Raw genomic sequence first — 24,179 nt, 5'->3', positions numbered from 1 at the left:
GGAGGTAGATGCGATGGCTATCCCCAGAATCATCGCCGGTCGACGCCGCTGGTTGCTGCTTAAACTGATCAGCAACGGTTTTGCCCAGGCCGGCGTCGCTGTTGCGACCGCACTGTTGATACGCAGGGTATTTGATCAATGGATCAATGGTGGATTGCTGCTGCCGTCATGGTGGGACGCGGCAATCGCGGCCTCCCTGATTGCCCTGGCTCTTGCCGCGGCCGCACTGCGGGTACGTGAACGGGTCGCTGCTGAGCAGCTCGGCCAGGATTATACTTATCGGGTTCGGCTGGCACTGTTTGATCATCTGAGTAGTCTCTCTCCGCGCACCCTGCAGCAGCGCAGTCGGGGTGGTCACCTATTGCGATTTATCGGTGATCTCACCGCTTTACGCCAGTGGGTCAGTCTCGGCCTGGCACGCCTGAGTGTGGCCGCTATCGTCGCCTGCTTCGCGCTTGCTGCGTTGGCCTGGGTCAGCACTCCGCTGGCTATCTCCGTGGCACTGGTGCTGCTATGCGGTGCCGGCGCCGCGCTGCTTACCGGGCGCGCTATGCGGGCCGCGGTTTCCGAATCGCGCCGGCGGCGTGCCGCGCTGGCCGCGAATATCAATGAGAAGATCGCCGCCATGTCCGTGGTGCAGGCGTTCGGTCAGCAGCGTCGTGAACGCCGTCGACTAGCGCGACAAAGCCGAAAGCTGCGTCAGGCCATGCTCATTCGCGCCCGGGTTATCGGCTATCTTCGGGGGTTAACCGAGGCGACCAATGGGATAGCCCTGGCCCTGGTATTGATAATGGGTGCGGTGGTCGTCAACCAGGGTCAAACCAGTGCAGGTTCGGTGGTTGCGGCGCTGGCGATATTGGGCATGCTGACGCCGGCCCTGCGCGATCTTGGTCGGGTGCATGAGTATTGGTATGGCTATCAGGTTGCCCGGAAAAAAATAGCATCATTTATGGCCATTGAACCACAGATGGATGCGTTACCCGGAGCACCGGCGCTACCGGTTACCAGCGGTGGCATCAGCCTTTGTTCGATCCGGCTCGATGGTGTGTTCGATAACCTGGAGGCCAGCGCCCCGGGGGGCTCGATGGTGGCCGTCGTGGGGGACAACGGGGCGGGCAAGTCAACCCTGTTCAACCTGATAAGCCGTATGCACCTGCCCGATTCCGGCGCGGTGCTGGTCGATGGTGGTGATCTGGGAGATTACAGCCTGTCGTCTATCCATTGGCACATCGGCATGGTGAGTCCTGACCTGCCGCTACTGCGTGGCAGTATCGAGAGCAATGTCCGCTACCGCTGGCGCGATGCGCCCAGCCACGAGGTACAACGTGTCTGTGTGCGTTGCGGCGTGGATGCACTTGCCGCCGGGCTCCCGGAGGGGATGCGAACCCGCGTGGGTGAAGGGGGGATTAATCTTTCACTGGGCCAACGCCAACGCATCGCCCTGGCGCGTGCGCTGCTTGGAAATCCTAAAATTCTGCTGCTGGATGAGGTCGATGCAAATCTGGATGCCGGTTCCTGCGCCTTGCTCGACAGCGTGTTGCAGGAGTTTCAGGGGACGGTGCTGCTGATTAGCCACCGCCTCGAACTGGTCTTGAAAGCGGATATCATCTGGCATCTGGCTGGCGGCGCACTACTGGAGGCCGGCTCACCCGATAGCCTTTTGATGCGTCCCGGCCCCACCCATCAGCTGTTCCAGAGAAAATTGAAGAGTGTCGCCTGATCCGATACACAATATCCGGCATAGTGATAACAGATAACCATCCATGGACCGCGATCGCTCCTTGATCCCAAGTGCCATGTCCAAGAACCACGAGGACAACTGAACATGTCGAAGACACCAATGGCCATCTCCAGCGAACCACTCTGTGCGGCCATGCCGCCCGAGATCGATCATACCCACATGACGGGCGTCATAACCCGACATCAATTGGGTAGCCTCCCCAGGCTGGGCTACTACCTTTATGTGCCCGCCAGCTGTGGTGAGGGTGCGCCCTTGATGGTGGCGGTACACGGCATCTCCTGCAATGCAAAAAGCCAGGTGCGCCAGTTTGCCACCCTTGCCGAACGCTATGGTGTGGTACTTGCGGCACCCCGGTTCACGGCGTCGCAGTTCCCTGCCTATCAACGATTGGGCGTCAGGCGTGGTGCCGTTTGCAGTCGCCCTGATGAGGCCGTGCACGCCCTGGTGGAAGAGGTGGGTATGCTGACGGGTGCGCGAACCGATCGGTTGTTCCTGTTCGGCCACTCGGGTGGCGGGCAGTTTGTCCACCGCTACGCCATGGCCTATCCGCAGAAGATACAGGCTGTCACCATGGGGGCTCCGGGATGGTATACCTTCCCCGATGATCAGCGACGCTTTCCGCGAGGGATTGCCACATCAAGAGTGCCCTGGATCAGTGAGTTATGCCCCGAACATTTCTTGCAGGTCCCGATGGCAGTATTTGTCGGCGCACGGGATATCTACCGGGATGAGGCCCTTAACAGAGCCAGGCGTATCGATGCGCAACAAGGCAGGAGCCGTCTGGAACGCGGCTATCGGTGGATAGAGACAATGCGTGCCGCCGCAGAGAGCCGGGGCTTTAACACCCGCTTTGAGTTTCAACAACTGGAGGGGTGTGGCCATTCCTTTCACGAATGCATGCAGCATGGCGAGATGGGGCAGCGCGTATTTGAATTTCTCTTTGGTCAGTTCAAGGGTAACGACATCGACCTGCCACAACAGTCTGCAGCGGACTCCACTTCTCCCTTTGTGATTTTTCAAAATGGATAGATGGCCAATGCTCCCGAGTTCAGCCAAACCATCACCGGGCAATCCATGAAAGCCAAGGAGGGCCTCGAGGGGGCGGGGCAGCGGGCAGCTGAAACCCTCCTGTTGCCTTGTAATTACCCATAACCTACTGTTTCTGTCGCACACAGGGATATTGGGTATGTGAATAAGAATTAATTATTTATCCCGTCGATTTTATTTAGCAAGCTTATTTAATCCGAAGAGGGTATGCGTGATTGCGCGATCACGTGGTCTGGGAATGTGGAAACGGGATTAAGATCTATAAATCTATAACTCTATGAATTATATAGCTAAGTTTCAGGAAAAATTAGGTAACTGTGGACAGACGTTCAGCCCATAATACGAACTGCCGATTCAAGCGGCAGGTTCCGTCACGAGGCGTATAGTTACAGCGAGCGCTGGGGAGCGCATCTCGCTCTACGCCATTATTAAGTCGGCTAATCAGTTGACAAAAGCGCCATAAATCTTCAGAATTCGCGCTCCAAAGTTAAGCGCCCGTAGCTCAGCTGGATAGAGTACCTGGCTACGAACCAGGTGGTCGGAGGTTCGAATCCTTCCGGGCGCGCCATATAAACAAGAAGCTCACCCAAAGGGTGGGCTTTTTGTTTATGCGTTATCGAAAAGAGGGTTCGAACCTCCGACTTCAAAAGTTTGGTTCGACAAGTCCCGTAGGGCCGCAGAACGAGCGCGTAGCGCGAGTCATCCTTCAGGCGTGCCATATAAACCGAAGAGGCTCACCGTCAGGTGGGCCTTTTCGGTTATAGCGTTTGTGTTGGGTGAAAACCTCCCGAGGTTGGATAAAACGGCAGGATGCTGTTTTTGGACGGTGCGAAGCACCGCCCGAAGGGTGAGACCCACGGATGGTGCGAATCAGTCTCTCCATGTATATCGCAGCGGGTTCGAATCCCCGGGCTTCAAGCTTGTGGTATTCCGGAACCTATAGAAGGTACAGATAGACAACGAAAACGATTCTAGTTCCGTCCGCTTAAAACGGAATGCGTATTAAAATCATGGTTTGCTGCCGGATGCGTTTAGTCTGAAATCGTGTAAAAAAGGATGAAATAGGTAGTTGATCTGATGATAGGCGCCTATTATTTGTCCATGGATCCCAGCGCAAAACCAAGAGCGTTAAGATGGATGCATGTCGACGTATCCGACAGAAACCGACAATCAGATGTATGGTTAGATGAGTCGATCATTATTTCTCGAAGATCAGGCAGCTTGAAGATAAACTGCCGCCATTCAGTTGTATGGAAAAGATATGGAAGTAGATGATAAAAAAGGCGAGGCGTTAAAAAACCAGCGCTTTCAAATGTTGCAGGATATCGCTGAAGAGCTCTCAGGGGAGATTAATTTTCCAACCAGCTTCGATGTGGTTATCCGACTAAGGGAAGCGCTCAATGACCCCGACTGGTCGCTTGAGCAGGTTACCAGCATTTTAAGTACCGAACCGCTGATCGCCTCACGCCTTGTCGTACTGGCCAATTCAGTTGCCTATAACGTCAGCGGTGTACCGGTAAATGATGTGAAAACGGCGGTAATGAGGCTCGGTATCAACTTGGTGCGCAGTACCGCTTTGGCGATCGCCACGAGCCAGATACGCAGTGCCAAATCCATGTCTGTGTTTGCCGACTTTTCCCAGCGGCTTTGGGAGCATTCCCTGCGCACCGCCAGTTTTGCTTACGTTATCAGCAAACACTACACGAGCATCAACCCGGATGAGGCGATGTTGGCCGGTATTGTTCACGATATTGGAGGCTTCTATATGCTCTATCGTGCTTCACAGTATGAAGAGTTGCGTAGTCGCCCGGATACGGTGAAGTACCTGATTACCCAATGGCATGAACATATCGGCTATACCCTGCTTAATGCACTGGGCCTGCCCGAGGCCATTACGGAAGCCGTGCGGGAACATGACGAACCGCGTGCGGTACCGTCCGTGCCGCGCAATCTTCCCGATATTATTTACGTATCAAATTTATTGGCGGGTGGGAGTTTTGAGTGGCAATACATGGATAACACCTACGATGATGAGGTGATCGCCAGGATCAATGAAAAATTCGCAGACTTGATCGATGAAGTGGATAGTTACGAAGGTGAGATTCGTTCTGTGTTCAACTGACTTGATTGGCCTGCGGGGCAATCTGGGTTTTCAGCGTTTAGCCCGATCGCAAAGCGTGTATTTGAAAAAGGTGCTTTTTGCCCTAAATAGGCTGCGGCAATTTCCTTACCAAATTACCTGTTGACATCGCTCCTGTACAACAGAGACACTTAGCCCATGTACGCGACACTCACCAACAAACCGGTCTATCTGCAGGCATGGCGCCTAGTTCGCCGTATGTGTGCCTGTGGACCGGGTGGTGTGAGGTGATTTCCCGCTAAGAAATCAGTTTAAACCGACACTTAAACGGCCACAGGTTCCAATGAATCTGTGGCCGTTTTGTTTTCTGAAGCCCAAAAAAAGGAGAAGGGATCATGTCTGTACCGATGGCCTACATCGGCGTTATCGTGGTTTGGACCACCACCCCGCTGGCGATCCAGTGGAGTGGCGCCGGGCCGGGTTTTCTGTTTGGCGTCGCCAGCCGCATGAGCATAGCCGCGGTATTGGCGCTGCTGATCGTCGCCCTATTCGGTAAAGGCATGCGCTGGGACAAGCAGGCACGACGTGCCTATCTGGCGGCTGGGATCGGCATCTATCTCGCCATGCTTAGCGTCTATTGGTCGGCTCAGTACATTCCCTCCGGCTGGATATCGGTGGTATTCGGGCTGTCACCGCTGATAACCGGGCTGTTTGCCTATCTCTGGTTGGGAGAGCGGAATATCACGCCTACCCAGCTCATCGGTATGCTGCTTGGTGTCAGTGGTTTGCTGGTCATGTTTGGAAGTAGCGCCGACATGTCCAGCGGTGTCTTTTATGGAATGTGTGCCATCCTGTTTGGGGTGACCATGCATTCAGGTAGCGCCGTGATGGTGAAACAGATCAATGCGGATATCCCGGCTATTGTTCAGACGGCTGGTGGATTGCTGGTGGCAACACCGCTGTTCGACATAACCTGGTATCTATTCGATGGGGCCTGGCCGGCGAATTTGCCGTTGAAGGCGTCTGTCTCAATACTCTACTTGGCTATATTTGGCTCCGTCCTCGGCTTTGCACTTTACTATTTTGTGTTGAAGCGACTGGCTGCCACACAGGTGGCGCTGATTACCCTGATCACGCCGGTTGGAGCATTGTTGCTGGGGCATCTAATTCAGAATGAGCCCTTGTCGCTGACAATTGTTTTCGGTACCGCTTTGATCCTGTGCGGATTAGCGTTATACCAAATTGGCGCGCTACGTCTGGCCAAGCTACAGCGGATGCAGCTTGCGGCCGGGGAATAGGGGTGATTGGCGAGGGGTTATAGTCAGCCGATATGCTGTGCCATATCGGCTGACTTGGGGACGGTTCGTTGAGTTAACGGGGGCGCGCCGACACACCGATAAACACTAAAACGTTGTTCGCCCTGGCTGATCGCCGAAATCGGTACCACCGTGTCACCACCTATTCGGGCAGCGCTGTTTCGAGCCAGAATACGTAATTCTTCAGCGACTTTTTCAGGATCCCGATCGATCCCAGCGACCTTGTCGATCAGGGATACGGTGGTATGGCCTAGCTCTTTACAGGTGGTCACTTCGCTATGGTCAAGAACGCGAACTTTTTCACCTTCCGCTGTGGTCTTCACCCAGCTGCAGCCGCCGATGAGAAGGGAAATCGTAACCAGGCCCGTTAGGCAATGTCTTACGTGCATGGAATCCACCAGGGTTGTTAAGCTATGCCGATGTAATGGGACGCAGTCATTGCGTCAGTAGGCGACCCGGGTCGTACCGCCGTGCTGCAATAGGCGAATTCTGTCACCCGGTCGAAAATACTGCTCATTTTCCACCTCTTGGACGACAGAGAGTATTTCACCCGTTTCCAGGCGAATCGTGATCTCCTGGCCCTGCTTTGTTGTCAATTCTTTTTCCGCTGCCTGACCGGCCAGACCACCGGCCACAGCGCCCACCACGGTGGCGATGCTGCGTCCCTTTCCACCTCCCACGGTACTGCCCGCCAGACCACCGATAATGGCACCGGAGCCGGTGCCGACAATGCCTTCGGTTCTGCCTTCAATCACTACCGGAGTAACGGATTCGACGGTGCCATATTTAACCGTCTGCACTTTTCGGGCTTCATCGCGGCTATAGGTGGAGCCGGTTAAGCTGCCGGTACAGCCGATCAGTGTCATGGTTAGCAAGATGAGCAGTGAGATTTGTCCTATCAGTTTCATCGCCTAACTCCATTCCTGTGGAAAACGGGACTATTCATATTGTAGCTGTAGTACTTACTGACTCGTTTAGGATGTAAATCGTTCAATGGCATCGGATCTACATTTTTGGCAGTTGTACGCCAATGCCCTTGAACACCTCATCTCGCTGACCCTCATGGGTGCCGATGGCCCAGCCGCCGTCGGCGGTCTTGAGAATGCGTATATTTACTTTCCTGACGACACTTTTTCCACGTAGTGACGTCGTGACGCGGGTCACGACCTCGGCGGCCCGGTCGCCATCGGGGATGATCTCGACGATCTCCATGGCGTTATTCATCAGTAGTCCAGAGAGGGCGGTGTGTTTGAGCAGCCCGGCGTTTAGGAGCCGGTAGAGATCGGCCCCCGACATGGCCTCGATCGTGCTAAGGTTCGTCTCCTCGTCCAGTTCAAGGCCTATCTGTTTTAGCGCTTTTTGTTGTCCTTGTTTAAATGTCTCGATGACGGCGGTCTTCAAGTTGGCATGAGAATCGGGGTGGGTTAACTGTGTCAGGGCATCGGTATCCAGTAGGTGCATAGCCCGGATCTGGCTTTCGATAAGTGCTTGTGGTGTACGGGGATAGGTTTTTGGAAGCGGTCTGTTCGCCGGCTGAAATTCGTGTATTTTTTCAACGCCTTTGTCTTCCTGATATTCATAGGCGTAGCGTACCATCTGGCAATATTCCGTCGAGAACCAGATTCGCTCCTTCCACCCGTCGCTGCTCTCAGTTTCCAGGATCAGGGTATCGGTAACCCCGTCCGGATCGGAAAAACCGTTCAGTCGCTCATTTCCGACAATCGATACCTTGTACTTGTCGGTGTGATACTGCGTGTACTCGGCGTGCTGGCCGGGAGTCGGGTTTTGCCAAAGCTTATCCATGGCCGCCACCAGTTCCGGTTGGCGCTTTTTCAGGCTAGCTTCTATTTTATTCAGCATTGCCGCGTCCGGCATCGTGCCTTCCCATAGACTGGCTAGCGCAGACCGCTCTTTGCGCGGGGTCAGGTCGATGATGTCGGACGCATAGATGAAGCCGTAGTAGACATCCAGGTGGCGCTGGATGGCGTCCTCTTCGGCCGTAATTACCCGTAAAATGGTCAGAGGGCCTTTCTGGGCAATAATAGTCTCGACCGACGTGTTGGTTTTGGGATCACCTTTTCCTCCCCAGGCCCAACGACCGGTGGCACCGATTCGGGCGGCATCATCCGCCGTGCAGAGAGCCGCAGCGATGGGTGAGGTGGCGATGAGTGTTAGGGCCAGCAGGGCGGGAGCAACGTGACGCATACGGGCGGAATCTCCTGATAATGGTTTTCATTGGGTGCTATGAAATCTGCCGACAGACCAGGCGTATCGCTTATCCGGGCTGTCCATCGTCGACAGCAAGAGAAAGAGTAAAATTCTTACGTGGCAGAAACAACCTTCCCGGTCACATCTTCAACCTGTTTCGCCAATCGGGCACACAAAACCGGACGGATCCAGGCCTTATCCTGTGCTGGGAGAACTGCCAGCCAGATCAAACGATTCATTCAAGATCACTGCCGACAAAATCCTTCCGCTTAATCTCATACTGGCTCATTTTGTTGTTCAGGGTGCGGCGCGGCAATTCCAACTCTTGCATGACTTCGCTGATATTTCCTTTATGCTTTCTCAATGATCGCGTGATCAGTTCAGCCTCAAACAGTTGCACCCGTTCCGCTAAGCCGTTGCTTGTTCTGGCAGTGTCGGGCTGTTGTTCAGAGGGTTGACCCAAAAGGGTGTGAATATTGCGTGACGGACCAACACCCAGCACATAGCGTTTGGCGATGTTTTTCAACTGGCGGACGTTGCCAGGCCAGGGATAACTGATCAGACACTCGATCTCTTCTTCGGTGGGTTGGTGATAGTCGCGGTCAAACTGGTAGGCGGCTTTTTGCGCGTAGTGTTCGAACAGCAAGGGAATATCATCACGGCGGTCGGCCAGACTGGGGATATAGAGCTCCGCGACATTGAAGCGATAGTAGAGATCTTCCCTGAAGTCGCCGCTGGCGGATGCCTGTTCAAGGTCTACCTTGGTGGCGGCGATGACCCAGATATCCAGATCGATCTGTTGGTTGGATCCGAGCCGTTCCAGCTTCCGCTCCTGCAGTACCCGTAACAGTTTGATCTGAAAATTGAGCGGCATGCTCTCAATCTCATCCAGAAATAGGGTGCCACCGGCGGCATGCTCTATTTTTCCGATACGCTTTGCGGTTGCGCCGGTGAAAGCGCCTTTCTCGTGACCGAACAGTTCACTTTCAAACAGTGCTTCGGGTATCGCTCCACAATTGACCGCCACGAAAGGGCTGTTGGCGCGGGGACTCCATTCATGCAGACACTGGGCGACCAGCTCTTTACCGGTTCCGGTAGCACCGTTAATGACCGTGTCGACGGGGGTTTCCGCCAGTTGCACAATCTGTTTCCTTAGTTGGCGAATCCCCGGCGAGCGTCCCAGTAGGCGGTTTTCCAGGCTGGCGCCCCGGTTGACGATACGTTTAAGTTTTCGGTTCTCCATGACCAGTTGACGTTTTTCCCAGGCCCGTTGGATGCGGTCGATCAGCAGTTCCGGTTCGATGGGCTTTTCGATGAAGTCATAAGCGCCATCACGCATCGCCCTGACGGCCATGCGAATGTCTCCGTGAGCGGTAATCAGGATGACCGGCAGATCGGGATCGATATCGTTGCACCGTTTAGCGAATTCCAGGCCATCCATACCGGGCATTTTGATATCGGATATGACGACCACGTTGGACTCTGTTGCCAATTGCGACAAGGCTTCCCGGGCGCCGGCATAATCCAGTACCCGCATACCCGCCAGATTCAACCACTGACTGGTGGCTTTGCGAACCGCCGCGTCGTCATCCACCAGTACTACCCGCGGTTGCATTTCGTCGTCGTTAGGATTCAGTTTGTTTTGATTCATGGTGACTTCCAGTCTCGTGTGCGTTATCCAGCGAGAGTTTAAACAGGGAACCCCGGTCGGCGTTGTTCACCACTTCCAGGTCTCCACCAAACTCCTTGGCGATACCGTAAGAGACCGAGAGGCCAAGCCCCAGTCCTTCACCTTGTGGTTTGGTGGTGAAAAAAGGATCGAATACCTTGGGCAGGTCGTCGGGGTTGATGCCGGTGCCGGTATCCGCGATGAAGATATGAACCCGGCCGTTATTCGTTTCGGTCCAGATCTTCAGCTGATGTGGGGCGGTGTGTACGGCCTGCTGCATGGCGTCCAAGGCATTGCGTATCAGATTGATCAGGATCTGTTCCAGTTTGATTTCGTCGGCGATGACATAAAGGGGTTGCGGTGTTTTTTCGATAGTCAATTGAATGGTGCTGTCATCCAGCCTGGGTCGCAGAATAAGCAGGGCATTTTCCAGCACTTTCTGAATCTCTACCGGAGAGGTGTGTCCGCGGGATTTACTGGCAAAGCTTTTCAAGTGAGTGACGATGCTGGTAACGCGTCGCACCATGGAGCCGATATCATCGAGGTTCTCTATGGCACCACTGTTATCCCCGCGTTGCAGGAGCAGACGACTGCTGGCGACAAAGGTCTGCATGGCCGATAGCGGTTGGCTTATTTCATGCACGATTCCGGCTGACATCTGACCCAGGGCCGCCAGTTTCTCCGCCTGGACCAGCTCTTCGTGAGTTTGTCGCAACTGCTCCTCTGTTTCGATACGGGTATCGATCTCTTTTAGCAATCGGCGGTTGGTTTCATTCAACTCCTGGGTGCGTCTGGCTACCCGCTCTTCCAGTAGGCGACGGCTTTGACTCCGGTTGATAAAGATGAAGCCGGTCAATGCCAGCAGTAGGGTAATCAACAGAGCGATAAAATTGGCCGAGCGCTTTTTATAGACAAGGTCTTTTAGGTCGGTCAAGTAGTAGAGGGTCCAGTTTAGTTCGCTGAGCGGTCGCTGGTGCATCAGATAATTGGTGCTTCGGGGTAGTTGGTCAGGCGATGCGGCGAGCTCGATAATCGTGTGTCCAAGCGGTGATAGCCGCTGCTTGTGGATCTCCAGTGGTGTGATGATTCGGCTGCTGTATTTGCGTTCGGTTGACAAGCGTTTGAGGATGTTGGCGTCAATCGCCTTCAGGCTGTGGTATTTCCACTCCGGGTTGCTGGCGAGAAAGATCACTCCATCACTGTCTGCTACCAGCACATTTTCCCCACCCAATGCCCAGTCGGTTTCCAGTTGAGTCATGTCGATCTTGACCACAGCGACACCAATAATGGTCTCTTCATCCCATACCGGACGTGACAGGAATAGCCCGGGTTGGCCGGTACTGGCGCCGACGGCAAAGAACTGTCCCTGGCCACCCTGGATAGCATCCTGGAAGTAGGGGCGAAAGTGGTAGTTGCTGCCGACAAAGCTCTGGCTATCCTGCCAGTTGCTGGAGGCCAGCACGTTCCCCTGGTGGTCCATCAGATAGAGCACAGCCGCTGCAGACTCGGTTTGCCAGGAGTGTAACTTCTTGCTGACCGGGTCGCCGCTAATCAACCCCTTTAACAGCGCTCTTACTTGCCTGTCTCGGGATACGATAAAGGGTAGATAATCAAACCGTTGTTTAGCCGACTGTACGGTGGATGCGTAGAGCTCCAACCGTTCATTGCCCTGTCGGTCGAGCATTTCAAAATGTTGGTACTCCGTCCATCGCGTCAGGCCATAGGCCAGGGCGATACCGCCAATCAGTGTGATCAACAAGATCAGCAAGTAGCCGTTATACGGGACCTTCCCGGATTGGGGGCGGTTGTCTGATTGGGTGCTTTCGTTCATGCCGATCCGTAAATACCGTTGGCGTAGGGGCGACCGCTTCGTCGCCTGTTTCAACTTTTACCGCACCCATCACTAAGAGAGAAGGATTGACCTCTCCTGAGCGTTAGCGGTAACGCAAGATTTAATGCACTTTTCACACCAGCCCGCAAATCCTTTGGATTCGGTTGATATCGGCAATATTCGGCTTGTTTGGCCAATATTCATAAGCCAATTATGGCCTATTCATCGTCTGGCGTCTTCCATGCGGTCTGCTGGTGAAATCGGATGTTTTTAAATAAATTCATTTTAATCAATCAGATGGGAGTATGTGTCGGATAATTGGCCTGCATTTTGTAATAGGGGGAGTGAGTTTGTTCCGATGATTCCATCGGCTATCCATAAAAAGTGAGGAGGAGTGAGATGAGCAAGATGAAAAAAGTGGCACTGTGTACGGCGTTGGCGGCAACCTTTACCGTTGCACAGGTTTCGGCGGCAGAATACGAGTGGAACGTTTCGACCTGGGGAAAACGCCGGGCTTTCACTGAGAATATTGAAAAGCTGGCGGAACTGGTTGAGCAAAAAACAAATGGGGAGTTCAAACTGAATATCTCTTATGGCGGCCTCTCCAAGGCCAAGGAGAATCTTGACGGTATCTCTATCGGTGCCTTTGAGATGGCCCAATTCTGCTCCTTCTATCACAAGCATAAAAACCCGACCATGACGGTGGTCGAGTTGCCATTCTCCCGGGATGTATCGCTAAAACGTATGGCCGAGATCTATGCCGCGGTGTTTAAGCACCCGCTGGTGGTACAGGATATGGCACGCTGGAATGCCACGCTGCTGATGCCTACGCCGATGCCCCAGTACAATATCGTCAGTAAGAGTGAACCGTTGCAGCAACTTTCCGATTTCAGCGGACTGCGCGTGCGGGGACCGGGCGGCATTATGAGTGTATTGGGTAAGCTTGGTGCCGTTAAAACCGGCGTGCCGTTTTCGGAAGTGCGTCAATCGATGGACTCCGGTGTGATCGACGCGGCCTCCTTTGCACCCCATGCACATTTGGCCACGAAATCGTACAAGGTGGGCAAGTGGGCCACCACCAATTTGAATCTGGGTACGGCCAACTGTCCAGTTATCGTCAATACGGATGCGCTGAATACCTTAAAACCAGCCTACAAAGAGGCATTGCTAAGTTCCGTTGATGAGGCAATGGATTACTACGTCAAAAATTACGATAACAACACCACTGCCAAGTATGAGGCGGCCATCAAGGAAGAGGGGCTCACACTGGTCACCTTTACCCCGCAACAGACCGCCGAGTTAGATCAGCTTTCTCAGTCGGTGCGCGATGAGTGGATCAAAGAGAATAATCAGTACTTTGATGCCAAGACGTTGTTTGATTTTACGGCGGCTCAATTCGCCAAATAACGGACATAAGGGATGAAACGTTCGTACCCAACCTGCTTGGGTACGAACGCACGAGTCACCCGTGAAGTGTCGGGATGGCGGGTCAATTTATTCATCAAACTATGTGAGACATGACATGTCTGCAACTTCTACTGTGCTGGAAGACAGCTCCAAACTCAGCTGGGCCGATCAAATGCTTTTTCGTTTTGAGTCGGTATTAACCCTGATAGGCGGGGTGGTCATCTTTCTTTTGGTCTTTCTTGCTTCCGCCAACGTGTTAGGGCGTTGGATATTTGAATTGCCCATCGATGGTTACGTGGATTGGGTGGAGCAAGCCATGGCGTTTTTTGCCTTTCTCGGAATCGCCTATACCCAGCGCATGGGTGGGCATATCCGCATGGATATGCTGATCGGTCAACTTAAGGGGCGGCTGCTTTGGTTCAGTGAGTTTGTCTCGGTACTACTGATGTTTCTCGTTACCCTGGTACTGATCTATGGCTCCTATATGCATTTTTATCGCGCATTTCAGATTGGCGACTCGTCACTGGATATCGATCTCCCTACCTGGCCGGCCAAGCTGGTTGTTCCGGTTGCCTTGGGCATCCTGGCGCTACGGCTGCTGTTGCAGATGTGGGGATATATCCGGGCGATAAAGCTGGGAGGCGATGAACCGATTGCCGTGCCCCTGATTGAGAATGCCGCTACTGTGGCGGCGAAAGAGGCGGAAGCGGTGATGGGCTCGGTGGCTGAAGAGGAGGCATCCTGATGGGATACGTCGATGCGATGCTGGGTATGGACAACGTATCCATCGGTATCTGGGTGACCGCTATCATGTTGGTGTTGGTTGTCATCGGAGTTCGGGTGGCTTTTGCCGCCGCCATTGCTGGATTTCTGGGATTGTTGTGGATTTTTTCAGCCAAGATGGGGTTTGAAAAAGGTTTTGTGGTGGCCGTAAAGATGGCCGGCACCATTCCCCACTCTAAGGTTTCCACTTTGGCACTTTCGCTGATACCGACCTTTATCTTGATCGGTTTTCTTGCTTATCACGCCGGGTTGACCCGGGCGCTGTTTGAGGCGGCAAAACGCTGGGTGGGTTGGTTACCCGGGGGCATGGGTGTGGCAACGGTCTTTTCAACGGCCGGATTTGCCGCTGTATCCGGCGCGTCGGTCGCCACCTCTGCAGTGTTTGCCCGCATCGCCGTTCCCGAGATGTTGAGTCTGGGCTATGACAAGCGTTTTGCCTCCGGAGTGGTGGCGGCAGGCGGTACCTTGGCTTCGCTGATTCCGCCGTCGGCGATCCTGGTGATCTACGCCATTATAGTCGAACAGGATGTAGGGGCGCTGCTGATGGCGGGCTTTTTGCCCGGTGCTGTCTCGGCCCTGATCTATGGCGGCCTGGTGATAATTTTGGCAAAAACGCGAAAAAATTTCGGTCCGCCCATTACCGGTTTCAGCTGGAAACAGCGTTTCGAAACGCTGCCGGGCGCCATGCCGATATTCTTTGTGATCGGCATCATCGTGATCTGTATCTATGGCGGTGTCGGCACGCCGACGGAAGCGGGTTCATTGGGCGCCTTGGTTATATTGATCATGGCGGTCTATCGGGGCATGCGCTTGCATGCGTTGAAGGACTCGCTGCTCGAGACCGCCAAGCTGACGGTAATGATCTTTACCATCATCTGGGGTGTCCTGCTCTATGTCCGCTTCCTGGGGTTTGCCGAGCTGCCCAGTGCCTTTTCACACTGGATCAGCGGTCTGCAACAGAGTCCCATGATAACGCTGCTGTTGATTCTCTGTGCCTATGCGGTGCTCGGTATGTTCATGGATGCCATCGGTATGTTGCTGCTGACGCTTCCGGTGGTTTATCCCGCGGTGATGGCGCTGAATGGCGGGGAAGCAGTGACCGCGGCTGATTCAGCCTTCGGTGTGTCCGGTGTTGGCTGTGCGATCTGGTTTGGCATTATCGTGGTGAAGATGGCCGAGCTGTGCCTGATTACGCCTCCGATAGGATTGAACTGTTTTGTAGTGGCCGGTGTGCGCCCCGAGTGTTCGGTACAGGATGTGTTCCGGGGTTGTATTCCCTTCTTTGTGGCCGATGTCATTACCATTGCGGTATTGATCATGTTGCCCGGCATTGTCTTGTGGTTGCCGGCGCAGATGGGATTTACCTGATCGAGGAGATGACCTGCATGTATTGGGGCGACCCAATGCGTGCAGGTATGCATATGGATTTCATACCGATAGATCGACACCCTCTTTTTTAAAACGCTCAATAATCCGGCGTTCAATGATCGGCCCCAGCAGTTGTCCCCAGCGTCGTCCGGCCAGCATGCTCTCCTGCAGCAGGATCGGCATAACGCGAATCGTTTTCATGCCGATATCCGTTCGATAGAATGCGATCAACTCTTTGATCTCTTGGTGGGTGAAGAGCTTGTCATAGATAGGTACCACCAGTGCAACAAACGCGGGCAGATTCTCTTCGATCAATTGGTTAACCTCTTCCGCCATGGCGTCGAATAACTCAGGAGGGAGATCGGGTCTGGCGGCTTTCAACTTCTGGGTCATCTGCACGATCACTGCGTCGGACATCTGCTTGCCGATCGACAGTGCGCCAGTCATATCAAGTATCAACTTTATATCGGCTTCCTTTTCCGTATCGATCGCCTCGGCCTGTGCCGGAAGCGAGAGTGAAAGGATCAGTAGATATGCAGCATATTTCAGGAAGTGGTGTTTCATGCCAAATCCTCCTTTTTCGTTTCGGAAAGCCTATGTGGAAAGCATACACCATGCCTGGATGTGCAGGTTTTGGCAGAGTAGGGAAGAAGAGAACGGTGCGAGTATCTGTTTATAATCAAGCAAAGAGAGTGGCGTGGGGTCACCTGTCGGGAAGGAGACATTTATAGCCATGAGATGGTGGTTTGTCGGGAGTCGGTCGGCGCAATCCGCGGCAACACTGGAAACGCTTTTGCGACAGGGTGTGGTGCCGGACGGGGTGTTTATCGATGGGCCGGATTATTCAGGTTCGATCGCCCAAGGTGTGATACCGCCGTTGATTCGGCCAGATGTGTCTCCAGGCGCGTTGGAGTTGGCGGCAACCCAGGGTATTGCGGCAACGAGCGGGTCGCCAACACAACTGCAACAGCTGGTCCAGGGTAACCGACCGGAACGGGTACTGGTCTCGTGCTATCCGCATCGTATCAGCCGGTTACTGCTAACGGCCGTGCCACAGGGTTGGTTGAATATTCATCCTTCACTGTTGCCGGCGTATCGCGGTATCAATCCGGTTTTTTGGCAATTGCGCGACGGCCACGACTCTATCGGGGTGACCCTGCATCGCATGAACGAGATATTTGATCAGGGACCCATTATCGATCAGTGTCGTTTTAGTTTGGCCGATTTTCCCGACTACGGGATGATCAACCGGCGTGTGGGGCAGTACGGGGCGCAACTGTTTCTGGCCTATCTGGAAAATAGCCGCCAGGAAGCCGTGGAGGGGGTGGCACAGGATGCCTTGGTCGGGAGTCGACAAGGCCCGCCCCAGGAAAGGGATTTCGCCGTTGATCCGGATTGGTCGGCGCAGCGGTTGATACGTTTTGTAAGTGGTGTACGGGGTTTGGCTACCCCTTTCCTTGTTGATAGGGCTGCCGGAAAGCTGTTGATCGAGGATGCCGCGTTCGCCAACGAGGCGCGGCTGGCAGCACCGTTGCCGGGGAAGAGACTGATTCACTGCTATGATGGTAATGTGTTACTGCAGATTCTCGGCGAGGAGAGCGAGTGAATCACCCAATCCCGATGGATGACTACCAACTGGTTGAAACCTGCCTGCAGGAGCAGCTGCCCGGCGGCACGGTTCGCTGTGGGCTCTGTTCCTGGCGCTGCAAGGTGGGCCACGGACAACGCGGTTTCTGCCAGGCCCATGTCAACCGCAATGGCACCCTCTACAACCTCTCCTACGGGATCATTTCGTCGATCGACGTCAATCCCGTTGAAGCCAAGCCGGTGCGCCATTTTCGTCCCGGTACCCGGGTGCTTTCGGTGGGTAGCTACGGCTGCAGTTTTCGTTGCGGTGGCTGTCATAACCTGGAGATCTCCTGGGGTGTAACCGCCCTCGACGAGTTGGCCCGGGGTGCCTCCACCGAAGCCTTTATCACCCCGCATGAACTGGTGCAGGCGGCCCTGCGCGAAGGTGTGCAGGGCATTGCTTTCACCTACTCCGAACCGGCCGTGTGGCTGGAATATATTCTGGATGTGGCCCCATTGGCGCACCGGGCCGGCCTCTATACGGTCTATGTCAGCAACAGTTTTATCACCCCGGAGGCCCTGACCCGGGTGGCGCCCCATATCGATGTGCTCTGCTCCGACATCAAGAGTCTGCGGGATGAGTTTTATCATGAAATCTGCCCCACGGCGCAGGTCGAACAGGTGCTCAGTGCCATCGAGCTGGCCCATGAATTGGGTATTCATGTTGAAACCCGCACCAATGTGATTCCCGGTAAGAATGACGATCCGGATGAGCTTTATCGCATCGCCTGCTGGGTACGTGACCATCTGGGAGAGGAGAGTCCCTGGAACATCACCCGGTTTTTCCCCGCCTATAAGCTGTCGCATATACCGGAAACCCCCACCGAAACCCTGTGGCAGGCGCAGGCGGCGGCGCAGCGGGCGGGACTGAAAAACAGTTATATTTACGGCGATACGGGGTGTGATTGTGCCAAGGAGAATAAGCCGCTGCAGGACTATTTTCCGGAGAAATCTTTGCAGTTGCACGCGGTGAAAAAGTGCAGTGCCTCCTGCTGCGGCGAGGAGGGGGTGCTATTGAAAAAGTATGAGTAGAAGCATGACGGGTAGGGTAATCGACGATGAAACGAATGGTTGAATGTGTGGTGCTCAAACGCAAGGCAGAGGGGCTGGAGCGGCCGCCACATCCGGGTGATCTGGGTCAGCGTATTTATGAGCAGGTTTCCCGGGAAGGGTGGAAACAGTGGCTTGAACGCCTGGTGATGATTATCAATGAAAACGGGCTGAGCACCGCCGATCCGAACAATCTGGCCTTGATCGAGCAGCATATGCTCGGGTTCCTGTTCGGTGAGGGGGACTACGGTCAGCTCCCCGCCGGTTTCCGTTCCGGCGGCGGTAAAAAATAATCGAGCCCGTTTTGAGTATTAACGGTTGATCAGCGGGTCGATGGTGATTTCCAGTCGTTGATGGGCTTCGCGAAGCGCCTGTTCCGCCAATTGCGGGGTATCCGCCCGGCTATAGATAAAGCCCAGGTAGCTGGATGCCTCGGGTAGGGTTTCCACCACTTGGCCGGGTGCCACGCTCAAGCGGATATCGATGATTCCCGGTAGTTTCCGGACCGCCTCTTCGCCATCGATTCGGCGCAGGACGCCGGCGCGGGGGATGGGAATCATCAATACGCCGGAAGCACCCATCCGTCGCTCGACAGGCAGCGGCGCTCCCATGGCGGCGGCCAGTACGTACTCTTCCAGCGGGCGCGCCAAGACGGCGTCCAGGCTGCGGCTGCACTCTCCGCCAATGGTGCGGGAGGCGATTTCCAGGATCCAGACTTGCTCCCCATCGATTCTCAACTCGGCATGTACCGGTCCCTGATGGAGGCCGTAGGCGCGGCAGGCGCCGGCCACCGTCTGTTCGATCTGTTGCTGCATAGATTCGGGTAGACGCGACGGGGTGATGTAATAGGTCTCTTCGAAATAGGGGCCGGTCAGCGGGTCGGGTTTATCGAACAGCGCCAGTGGGGTAAATCGCCCATGTTGCAGCAGTCCCTCCAGCGCCACCTCCTGCCCGGGCAGGTAACGCTCTATCAATAACGTGCCACGCTCGATCGGATTATTGAGTGTGGCGACGATCCGGCGAATCGTTTCACAGGCGACTGCCGCTTCGTCCAAAGTGTTAGCACGGATTACCCCGCGGCTGGCCGAGAGACTGATCGGTTTCAGCACTACTGGGTAAGGGAGTCCCTGCAGTTGCGGGGTGATGGCTTTTGTCAGATCCAGTTGCCAATGTTCGGGAACGGGAAGGCCTGCCGCCTGCAGCGTGCTGCGCGCCAGATCTTTACGGCGACTCAGGGCGGCGGAAGCGATCGAATTGGAGGGTAGCTCCAGGGCGGTGGCGATTCTTGCCGCCAGTTCGACGGTATTGTCGTCGGTTGCCACCACGCCGACCAGTGGGGTGTTTTTCGCCCGCTTCAGGATAGATTGAATCAGTGGTCCTGGTTGGGCAAATTCGCCCAGGATGCCATTCGCCACCTCCCGGGTAAGGGAGTAGCGACTGTCGGAGACGATGGTAAGGGTTACACCAAGCCGTTCTGCCGCTGCCAGATAGGGGGCCAGGCGATAGCTCTGGCTCGGGCTGATCAGCAGTAATTGGGGTTGCATCGGCTTGGATCAGGCACAGCCTCCGCCACCACCACCGGCGGCCCCGCAGGCGTTACAGGCGCCGGTTCCACCCACATTCTGGAATACATTACGGAATACAATACTGCTGTTGAGCCCTTGCGTCTGATAATCCACCTCGACCCCTTCCAGGAAGCTCAACGCCACCGGGTCGATAAAGATCTTCAGATCATCCTGTTCCAGGATGCAGTCGATCTCCTGCGGTTGCTCCACAAAGGTCAAGCCATAATTCATGCCGCCACAGCCGCCGCCGTATATGAAGATGCGTATGCCGACGATATCTTCCTCTTTCTGGATCAACTGCGTGAGCTGATCCTGCGCCTCGGGTGTGACCCGCACCTGATCGGTGATTTGATGACTGAACTGGGCATTCTCTTCGGGTTTCTCGCGGCGAAATAGACTCATGCATTACCTCCTGACAGTGATCTCTATCAGTATGACCACGATTGGGGTGATAGGTTACCCACCAGTATAGATTGTGTGACAGAGTGTCGGCTAGGTTGGCGTCTATCTATACCGATTTCACATGATAAAAAGGATTGTCCCCGTGGTTTAGTGGCAGTTAATCATCCCCTTCAAGCTGTGTGGACTCATCCCTTTGATGATGGTCGTATAATATTTTGAATACATATTAAAATACCATTGAATATCTTCAGCTTATTTGACCGTATAAAGCTATAATTGATAGTATTCAAAATTAATTGTTCAGAATGAAATCATTTTTAATAATTAATTATCAATATCTTAGTGGTTAATTTCTGTTGTGTATCAAAGAGAAGATATTAAGTTTTTTATCTATATATCTTAGGCAGTTAGGTTGTATATAACCATAGTCCACTAATCATATAAGTCATTCGAGATATCGAATGACGGGTTGCGCAGATGTCGCAGCCTCTCATCCGGAAGTGATCGATTTATGCAGCAATCACCCATTAAGGTTCAGGTTAATAACCTTTATAAAATTTTTGGGAAAAACCCCAAAGAGGCGCTCCGTCTGGCAAAGGAGGGCGTCGATAAAGAGACGATTTTTGATAAAACCGGTCATGCACTCGGTGTCAATAACGCCTCTTTTGATGTCAGGGAAGGTGAGATTTTTGTCGTCATGGGTTTGTCTGGTTCCGGTAAGTCAACCCTGGTGCGACTGCTCAATCGGTTGATCGAACCCACCGCCGGTGAAGTCCTGGTGGATGGTCGCAATATCGCCGCCATGACGGATGAGCAGTTGCGGGATCTGCGGCGCAAGGATATGAGCATGGTGTTCCAATCCTTTGCCCTGATGCCGCACCTGAGCGTGCTACAGAATGCCGCATTTGGGCTGGAACTGGGCGGCACGCCGTTGAATGAACGGCTGCAACGTGCCGAGCAGGCGCTACAGCAGGTGGGGCTGGAGGCCTGGGGTGGTAGTTTTCCCCATGAGTTGTCCGGCGGTATGCAGCAGCGCGTAGGCTTGGCTCGCGCACTGGCCAACGATCCCTCGGTACTGCTGATGGACGAGGCGTTTTCCGCGCTGGATCCTTTGATCCGCAGCGAGATGCAGGATGAACTGCTGAATCTGCAGGAAACCCGTCAGCGCACCATCATCTTTATCTCCCACGATCTGGATGAGGCGATACGTATCGGTGATCGGATTGCCATCATGGAGGGTGGGCGTGTAGTGCAGGTCGGCGCACCGGACGAGATTTTGCGCAACCCGGCGGACGATTATGTGCGCTCCTTCTTCCGTGGCGTGGATGTCTCAACGGTATTCACGGCCGGGGATATCGCCCGCAAAACCCAGGTGACTGTGATCGAGCATGGCGGCATTGGCGTACGCGCCGCTTTGGAAAGATTGCGTCAGCACGACCGTGAATACGGTTATGTGATCGATCGTGGCAGACGTTTCGAAGGCGTTGTCTCGGTCGACACGCTGAAACAAGAGTTGCAGAGCGATGATCCCCATCTCAAGAACGCCTTCCTCCCATCGGTTGAGCCGGTTCAACAGGACGCCTCTTTAGGAGATCTTTTTGGACCCTTGGCACAACACGGTTATGGCCTGCCGGTGGTCTCCAATGAAGGGCGCTATATCGGTACGGTCAGTAAGGCCACCATGCTGGAAACGTTGGATAGACAAGCCAGGTGATCAATGAGTAGCGAAAACAGTAGTAACCCATGGGCTACAGCCAGTAACGGCGGCACATCCGCCGTTGCGCAAACAACGGATACCACGGCAGCCGCTCCTGCCGCTAACCCTTGGGGTGAAGCCCCTCAGGTACCACAGGATTCACCCACCAACTGGTTGGATACCCAGCAGGCCCCCTTGCCCGATGACACCTTCAACTGGCTGGATCCCTTTGCCCACAAACTGATTCCACTGGATCACTGGGTCGACCAGGGACTGGAGTGGCTGGTGGATAATTTCCGCCCTGCGTTTCAGGCGGTGCGCTGGCCGATCGATGCCACCCTGACCCATATCGAATCGGCCCTGCTGGCGGTGCCGTCGCTGATTATGATTGCCCTGTTCGGACTGATCGCTTGGCAGGTCAGTGGCCGGCGCCTGGCCCTGGCGACGGTCGCATCACTGGCTTTTGTCGGCTTTATCGGTGCCTGGCCGCAGGCGATGGTGACCCTGGCATTGGTACTCACCTCGGTCTTTTTCTGCATCCTGTTTGGCTTGCCGACCGGCATTCTCTTGGCGCGTAGCGACCGTGCCGAATCGGCGCTACGACCGTTCCTGGATGCCATGCAGACCACCCCCGCCTTTGTGTATCTGGTACCGGTGGTGATGCTGTTCGGTATCGGCAATGTACCGGGTGTGGTGGTGACCATCATCTTTGCCCTGCCGCCATTGATACGCCTAACCAATCTGGGTATACGGCAAGTGCCGGCGGACCTGGTGGAGGCATCCCGCTCATTTGGTGCGTCACCCCGCCAACTGCTGTTCAAGGTGCAGTTACCCCTGGCTATGCCGACCATTATGGCCGGCGTCAATCAGACCCTGATGCTGGCGCTCTCTATGGTGGTTATCGCCTCCATGATTGCCGTGGGTGGTCTGGGCCAGATGGTGTTGCGCGGGATCGGGCGGCTGGATATGGGCCTCGCCGCTGTGGGTGGAGTAGGCATTGTTTTGCTGGCAATTATTCTCGACCGCATTACCCAGGCGATGGGTGAGCAAGAGCGTAAGCAGCCGGTGGCGCGCTGGTATCAGACGGGACCGCTGGGCGTTGTCTGGTCGATGTTTAAGTCCGGCGGCCGCTCACAGACCCATCCGTAAGTTTTCAGGGTGGTATCTACTTTCAAAATTAACGAGGAATAGTATGAAACTGAATAAAATAAAACGAATGCTCCAGCTATCGGCTGCCGCTGCCGTGCTCTGTTTGAGCGGGACGGCGCAGGCGGCAGATATGCCGGGCAAAGGCGTAACGGTTCAGCCGTTGAAAAGTTCCATTGCGGAGGAGACCTTTCAAACCCTGTTGGTGATGAAGGCGTTGGAGCGTCTCGGCTACGACGTGAAGCCGATTAAAGAGATTGAGTATGCCGCCGGGCATATCGCTATCGCCAACGGTGATGCCACCTTCCTGGCCGACCACTGGGATCCGCTGCATGTGGATTTCTTTAACAAGGCCGGTGGCGACGAAAAACTGTACCGCGAGGGTATCTACTCTGGTGGCGCTCTGCAGGGTTATCTGATCGATAAAAAGACCGCGGATAAATACGGCATCAAGAACGTGGCCCAGTTGAAAGACCCAAAGATTGCCAAGCTGTTTGACAGCAATGGCGACGGCAAGGCGGATCTGGCCGGCTGTAATCCGGGCTGGGGGTGTGAAAAGGTGATCGAACATCACCTGGATGCCTATGGCCTGCGCGATACCGTGACTCATAATCAGGGCTCCTACGGTGCCATCATTGCGGACACCATTGCCCGCTACAAACAAGGTGAGCCGATCTTTTACTATACCTGGACACCTTATTGGGTAAGCGGTGTGCTGGTGCCGAACAAAGACGTGGTCTGGTTACAGGTGCCGTTTTCCAGTTTGCCAGGGGCACGTAAGGATGTAGATACTAGTTTGCCGGATGGCAGCAATTACGGCTTCCAGGCCAACACCCAGCGCATTGTCGCCAACCGTGCCTGGGCCATGGCCAATCCGGCCGCCGCCAAGCTGTTCTCTATCATGGAGTTGAGCAATAACGATATCAGTGCGCAGAATCTGCGTATGCGTGACGGTGAAAAGAGCGCCGCCGATATCGAACGGCATGCGGATGCCTGGATCAAGGGCCACCAGGCTACCTTTGACGGCTGGATTGCCGCAGCCAGGAAAGCGGCTATGTAATCGAATCGATGCAGGTTAAAGGTAAGGGGGCCGCACGGCCCCCTTATTGCTGGAGCGGAAAAAGACAAGCTCTATATCGATTGATGTGCGGCGTTGGAAACAGATAGGTATTCGCTGACTTACGGTTGCGAGACATCGATTGTCATGGGTAACAGGAAATTATTCGTTGCTGATTTCCCTG

General features: G+C 54.6%; 21 protein-coding genes and 1 tRNA gene. 14 read left to right on the top strand and 8 right to left on the bottom strand.

Going from position 1 to position 24,179, the window contains the following annotated elements; all coding sequences use genetic code 11:
* Positions 1-13: 13 nt before the first annotated feature.
* The 5 genes from ACQY5R_RS01625 to ACQY5R_RS01605 all read left to right on the top strand — a co-directional run bounded on the left by ACQY5R_RS01625 (position 14) and on the right by ACQY5R_RS01605 (position 6,166).
* A complete protein-coding gene (locus tag ACQY5R_RS01625; protein ID WP_428603713.1) occupies positions 14-1,720 on the top strand; it encodes an ABC transporter ATP-binding protein in 1,707 nt (568 codons plus the stop codon).
* A 105-nt stretch (positions 1,721-1,825) separates the two neighbouring features.
* On the top strand, positions 1,826-2,770 hold the full coding sequence (locus ACQY5R_RS01620; protein ID WP_428603711.1) for a hypothetical protein: 945 nt from the start codon (positions 1,826-1,828) through the stop codon (positions 2,768-2,770).
* 509 nt (positions 2,771-3,279) lie between these two features.
* Positions 3,280-3,356, top strand: a tRNA-Arg gene (locus ACQY5R_RS01615).
* 693 nt (positions 3,357-4,049) lie between these two features.
* Positions 4,050-4,910, top strand: coding sequence for an HDOD domain-containing protein (locus ACQY5R_RS01610; protein ID WP_428603709.1), 861 nt, complete (start codon positions 4,050-4,052; stop codon positions 4,908-4,910).
* A 353-nt stretch (positions 4,911-5,263) separates the two neighbouring features.
* Positions 5,264-6,166, top strand: a complete 903-nt coding sequence (locus ACQY5R_RS01605; protein WP_428603707.1) for a DMT family transporter — start codon at positions 5,264-5,266, stop codon at positions 6,164-6,166.
* 23 nt (positions 6,167-6,189) lie between these two features.
* On the opposite strand, the gene ACQY5R_RS01600 is transcribed toward ACQY5R_RS01605, so the two are convergent.
* The 5 genes from ACQY5R_RS01600 to ACQY5R_RS01580 all read right to left on the bottom strand — a co-directional run bounded on the left by ACQY5R_RS01600 (position 6,190) and on the right by ACQY5R_RS01580 (position 11,892).
* The gene (locus ACQY5R_RS01600; protein ID WP_428603705.1) at positions 6,190-6,507 is read right to left on the bottom strand and encodes a DUF4156 domain-containing protein; all 318 of its coding nucleotides are present in this window, start codon (positions 6,505-6,507) and stop codon (positions 6,190-6,192) included.
* Positions 6,508-6,627: 120 nt separating this feature from the next.
* Positions 6,628-7,092, bottom strand: coding sequence for a glycine zipper 2TM domain-containing protein (locus ACQY5R_RS01595; protein WP_428603703.1), 465 nt, complete (start codon positions 7,090-7,092; stop codon positions 6,628-6,630).
* Between the two features lie 97 nt (positions 7,093-7,189).
* Positions 7,190-8,389, bottom strand: coding sequence for a hypothetical protein (locus ACQY5R_RS01590; RefSeq protein ID WP_428603701.1), 1,200 nt, complete (start codon positions 8,387-8,389; stop codon positions 7,190-7,192).
* A 238-nt stretch (positions 8,390-8,627) separates the two neighbouring features.
* A complete protein-coding gene (locus ACQY5R_RS01585; protein ID WP_428603699.1) occupies positions 8,628-10,043 on the bottom strand; it encodes a sigma-54-dependent transcriptional regulator in 1,416 nt (471 codons plus the stop codon).
* The gene (locus ACQY5R_RS01580; RefSeq protein ID WP_428603697.1) at positions 10,018-11,892 is read right to left on the bottom strand and encodes an ATP-binding protein; all 1,875 of its coding nucleotides are present in this window, start codon (positions 11,890-11,892) and stop codon (positions 10,018-10,020) included. Before ACQY5R_RS01580 ends, ACQY5R_RS01585 begins: the two co-directional genes overlap by 26 nt.
* A 399-nt stretch (positions 11,893-12,291) precedes the next feature.
* On the opposite strand from ACQY5R_RS01580, the gene dctP reads away from it, so the two are divergent.
* The 3 genes from dctP (at position 12,292) to ACQY5R_RS01565 (ending at position 15,450) form a co-directional block, all read left to right on the top strand.
* The gene (gene dctP / locus ACQY5R_RS01575; RefSeq protein WP_428603695.1) at positions 12,292-13,299 is read left to right on the top strand and encodes a TRAP transporter substrate-binding protein DctP; all 1,008 of its coding nucleotides are present in this window, start codon (positions 12,292-12,294) and stop codon (positions 13,297-13,299) included.
* A 115-nt stretch (positions 13,300-13,414) separates the two neighbouring features.
* A complete protein-coding gene (locus ACQY5R_RS01570; protein ID WP_428603693.1) occupies positions 13,415-14,044 on the top strand; it encodes a TRAP transporter small permease subunit in 630 nt (209 codons plus the stop codon).
* A complete protein-coding gene (locus tag ACQY5R_RS01565) occupies positions 14,044-15,450 on the top strand; it encodes a TRAP transporter large permease (protein ID WP_428603691.1) in 1,407 nt (468 codons plus the stop codon). The genes ACQY5R_RS01570 and ACQY5R_RS01565 overlap by 1 nt, the downstream gene beginning before the upstream one ends.
* Before the next feature lie 60 nt (positions 15,451-15,510).
* Here ACQY5R_RS01565 and ACQY5R_RS01560 read toward each other — a convergent pair whose 3' ends face one another.
* On the bottom strand, positions 15,511-16,014 hold the full coding sequence (locus tag ACQY5R_RS01560) for a DUF2059 domain-containing protein (protein ID WP_428603689.1): 504 nt from the start codon (positions 16,012-16,014) through the stop codon (positions 15,511-15,513).
* A gap of 169 nt (positions 16,015-16,183) precedes the next feature.
* Here ACQY5R_RS01560 and ACQY5R_RS01555 point away from each other — a divergent pair, with 169 nt between their 5' ends.
* From ACQY5R_RS01555 to ACQY5R_RS01545, 3 genes are read left to right on the top strand one after another with little or no spacing between them, the layout of a single operon-like run.
* The gene (locus tag ACQY5R_RS01555; protein ID WP_428603687.1) at positions 16,184-17,056 is read left to right on the top strand and encodes a formyltransferase family protein; all 873 of its coding nucleotides are present in this window, start codon (positions 16,184-16,186) and stop codon (positions 17,054-17,056) included.
* Positions 17,053-18,111 (top strand): AmmeMemoRadiSam system radical SAM enzyme, encoded by a 1,059-nt coding sequence (gene amrS / locus ACQY5R_RS01550; RefSeq protein ID WP_428603685.1) that lies wholly within the window; start codon positions 17,053-17,055, stop codon positions 18,109-18,111. Before ACQY5R_RS01555 ends, amrS begins: the two co-directional genes overlap by 4 nt.
* 26 nt (positions 18,112-18,137) lie before the next feature.
* Complete coding sequence (locus ACQY5R_RS01545; RefSeq protein ID WP_428603683.1) at positions 18,138-18,422, top strand: oxidative damage protection protein; 285 nt, start codon at positions 18,138-18,140, stop codon at positions 18,420-18,422.
* 18 nt (positions 18,423-18,440) lie between these two features.
* On the opposite strand, the gene ACQY5R_RS01540 is transcribed toward ACQY5R_RS01545, so the two are convergent.
* Both ACQY5R_RS01540 and ACQY5R_RS01535 read right to left on the bottom strand, forming a co-directional pair.
* The gene (locus tag ACQY5R_RS01540; RefSeq protein WP_428603681.1) at positions 18,441-19,673 is read right to left on the bottom strand and encodes an ATP-grasp domain-containing protein; all 1,233 of its coding nucleotides are present in this window, start codon (positions 19,671-19,673) and stop codon (positions 18,441-18,443) included.
* A 9-nt stretch (positions 19,674-19,682) separates the two neighbouring features.
* Positions 19,683-20,096 (bottom strand): HesB/IscA family protein, encoded by a 414-nt coding sequence (locus tag ACQY5R_RS01535; protein WP_428603679.1) that lies wholly within the window; start codon positions 20,094-20,096, stop codon positions 19,683-19,685.
* 511 nt (positions 20,097-20,607) lie between these two features.
* Between ACQY5R_RS01535 and proV the strand changes: the two genes are divergently transcribed.
* Genes proV through proX form a run of 3 tightly spaced genes read left to right on the top strand, consistent with a single transcriptional unit; the run spans position 20,608 to position 23,998 of the window.
* Positions 20,608-21,810, top strand: coding sequence for a glycine betaine/L-proline ABC transporter ATP-binding protein ProV (proV, locus tag ACQY5R_RS01530; protein WP_428603677.1), 1,203 nt, complete (start codon positions 20,608-20,610; stop codon positions 21,808-21,810).
* A 3-nt stretch (positions 21,811-21,813) separates the two neighbouring features.
* Positions 21,814-22,941, top strand: a complete 1,128-nt coding sequence (gene proW / locus ACQY5R_RS01525; RefSeq protein ID WP_428603675.1) for a glycine betaine/L-proline ABC transporter permease ProW — start codon at positions 21,814-21,816, stop codon at positions 22,939-22,941.
* A gap of 43 nt (positions 22,942-22,984) precedes the next feature.
* Positions 22,985-23,998, top strand: coding sequence for a glycine betaine/L-proline ABC transporter substrate-binding protein ProX (gene proX, locus ACQY5R_RS01520; protein ID WP_428603673.1), 1,014 nt, complete (start codon positions 22,985-22,987; stop codon positions 23,996-23,998).
* Positions 23,999-24,179: the final 181 nt, after the last annotated feature.

It is taken from the genome of Sedimenticola sp. (genome assembly GCF_050289425.1).
Lineage (GTDB): Bacteria > Pseudomonadota > Gammaproteobacteria > Chromatiales > Chromatiaceae > Sedimenticola.
Note: the sequence above shows the minus strand (reverse complement) of the source record. Positions and strands in the feature narration are given on the sequence as shown.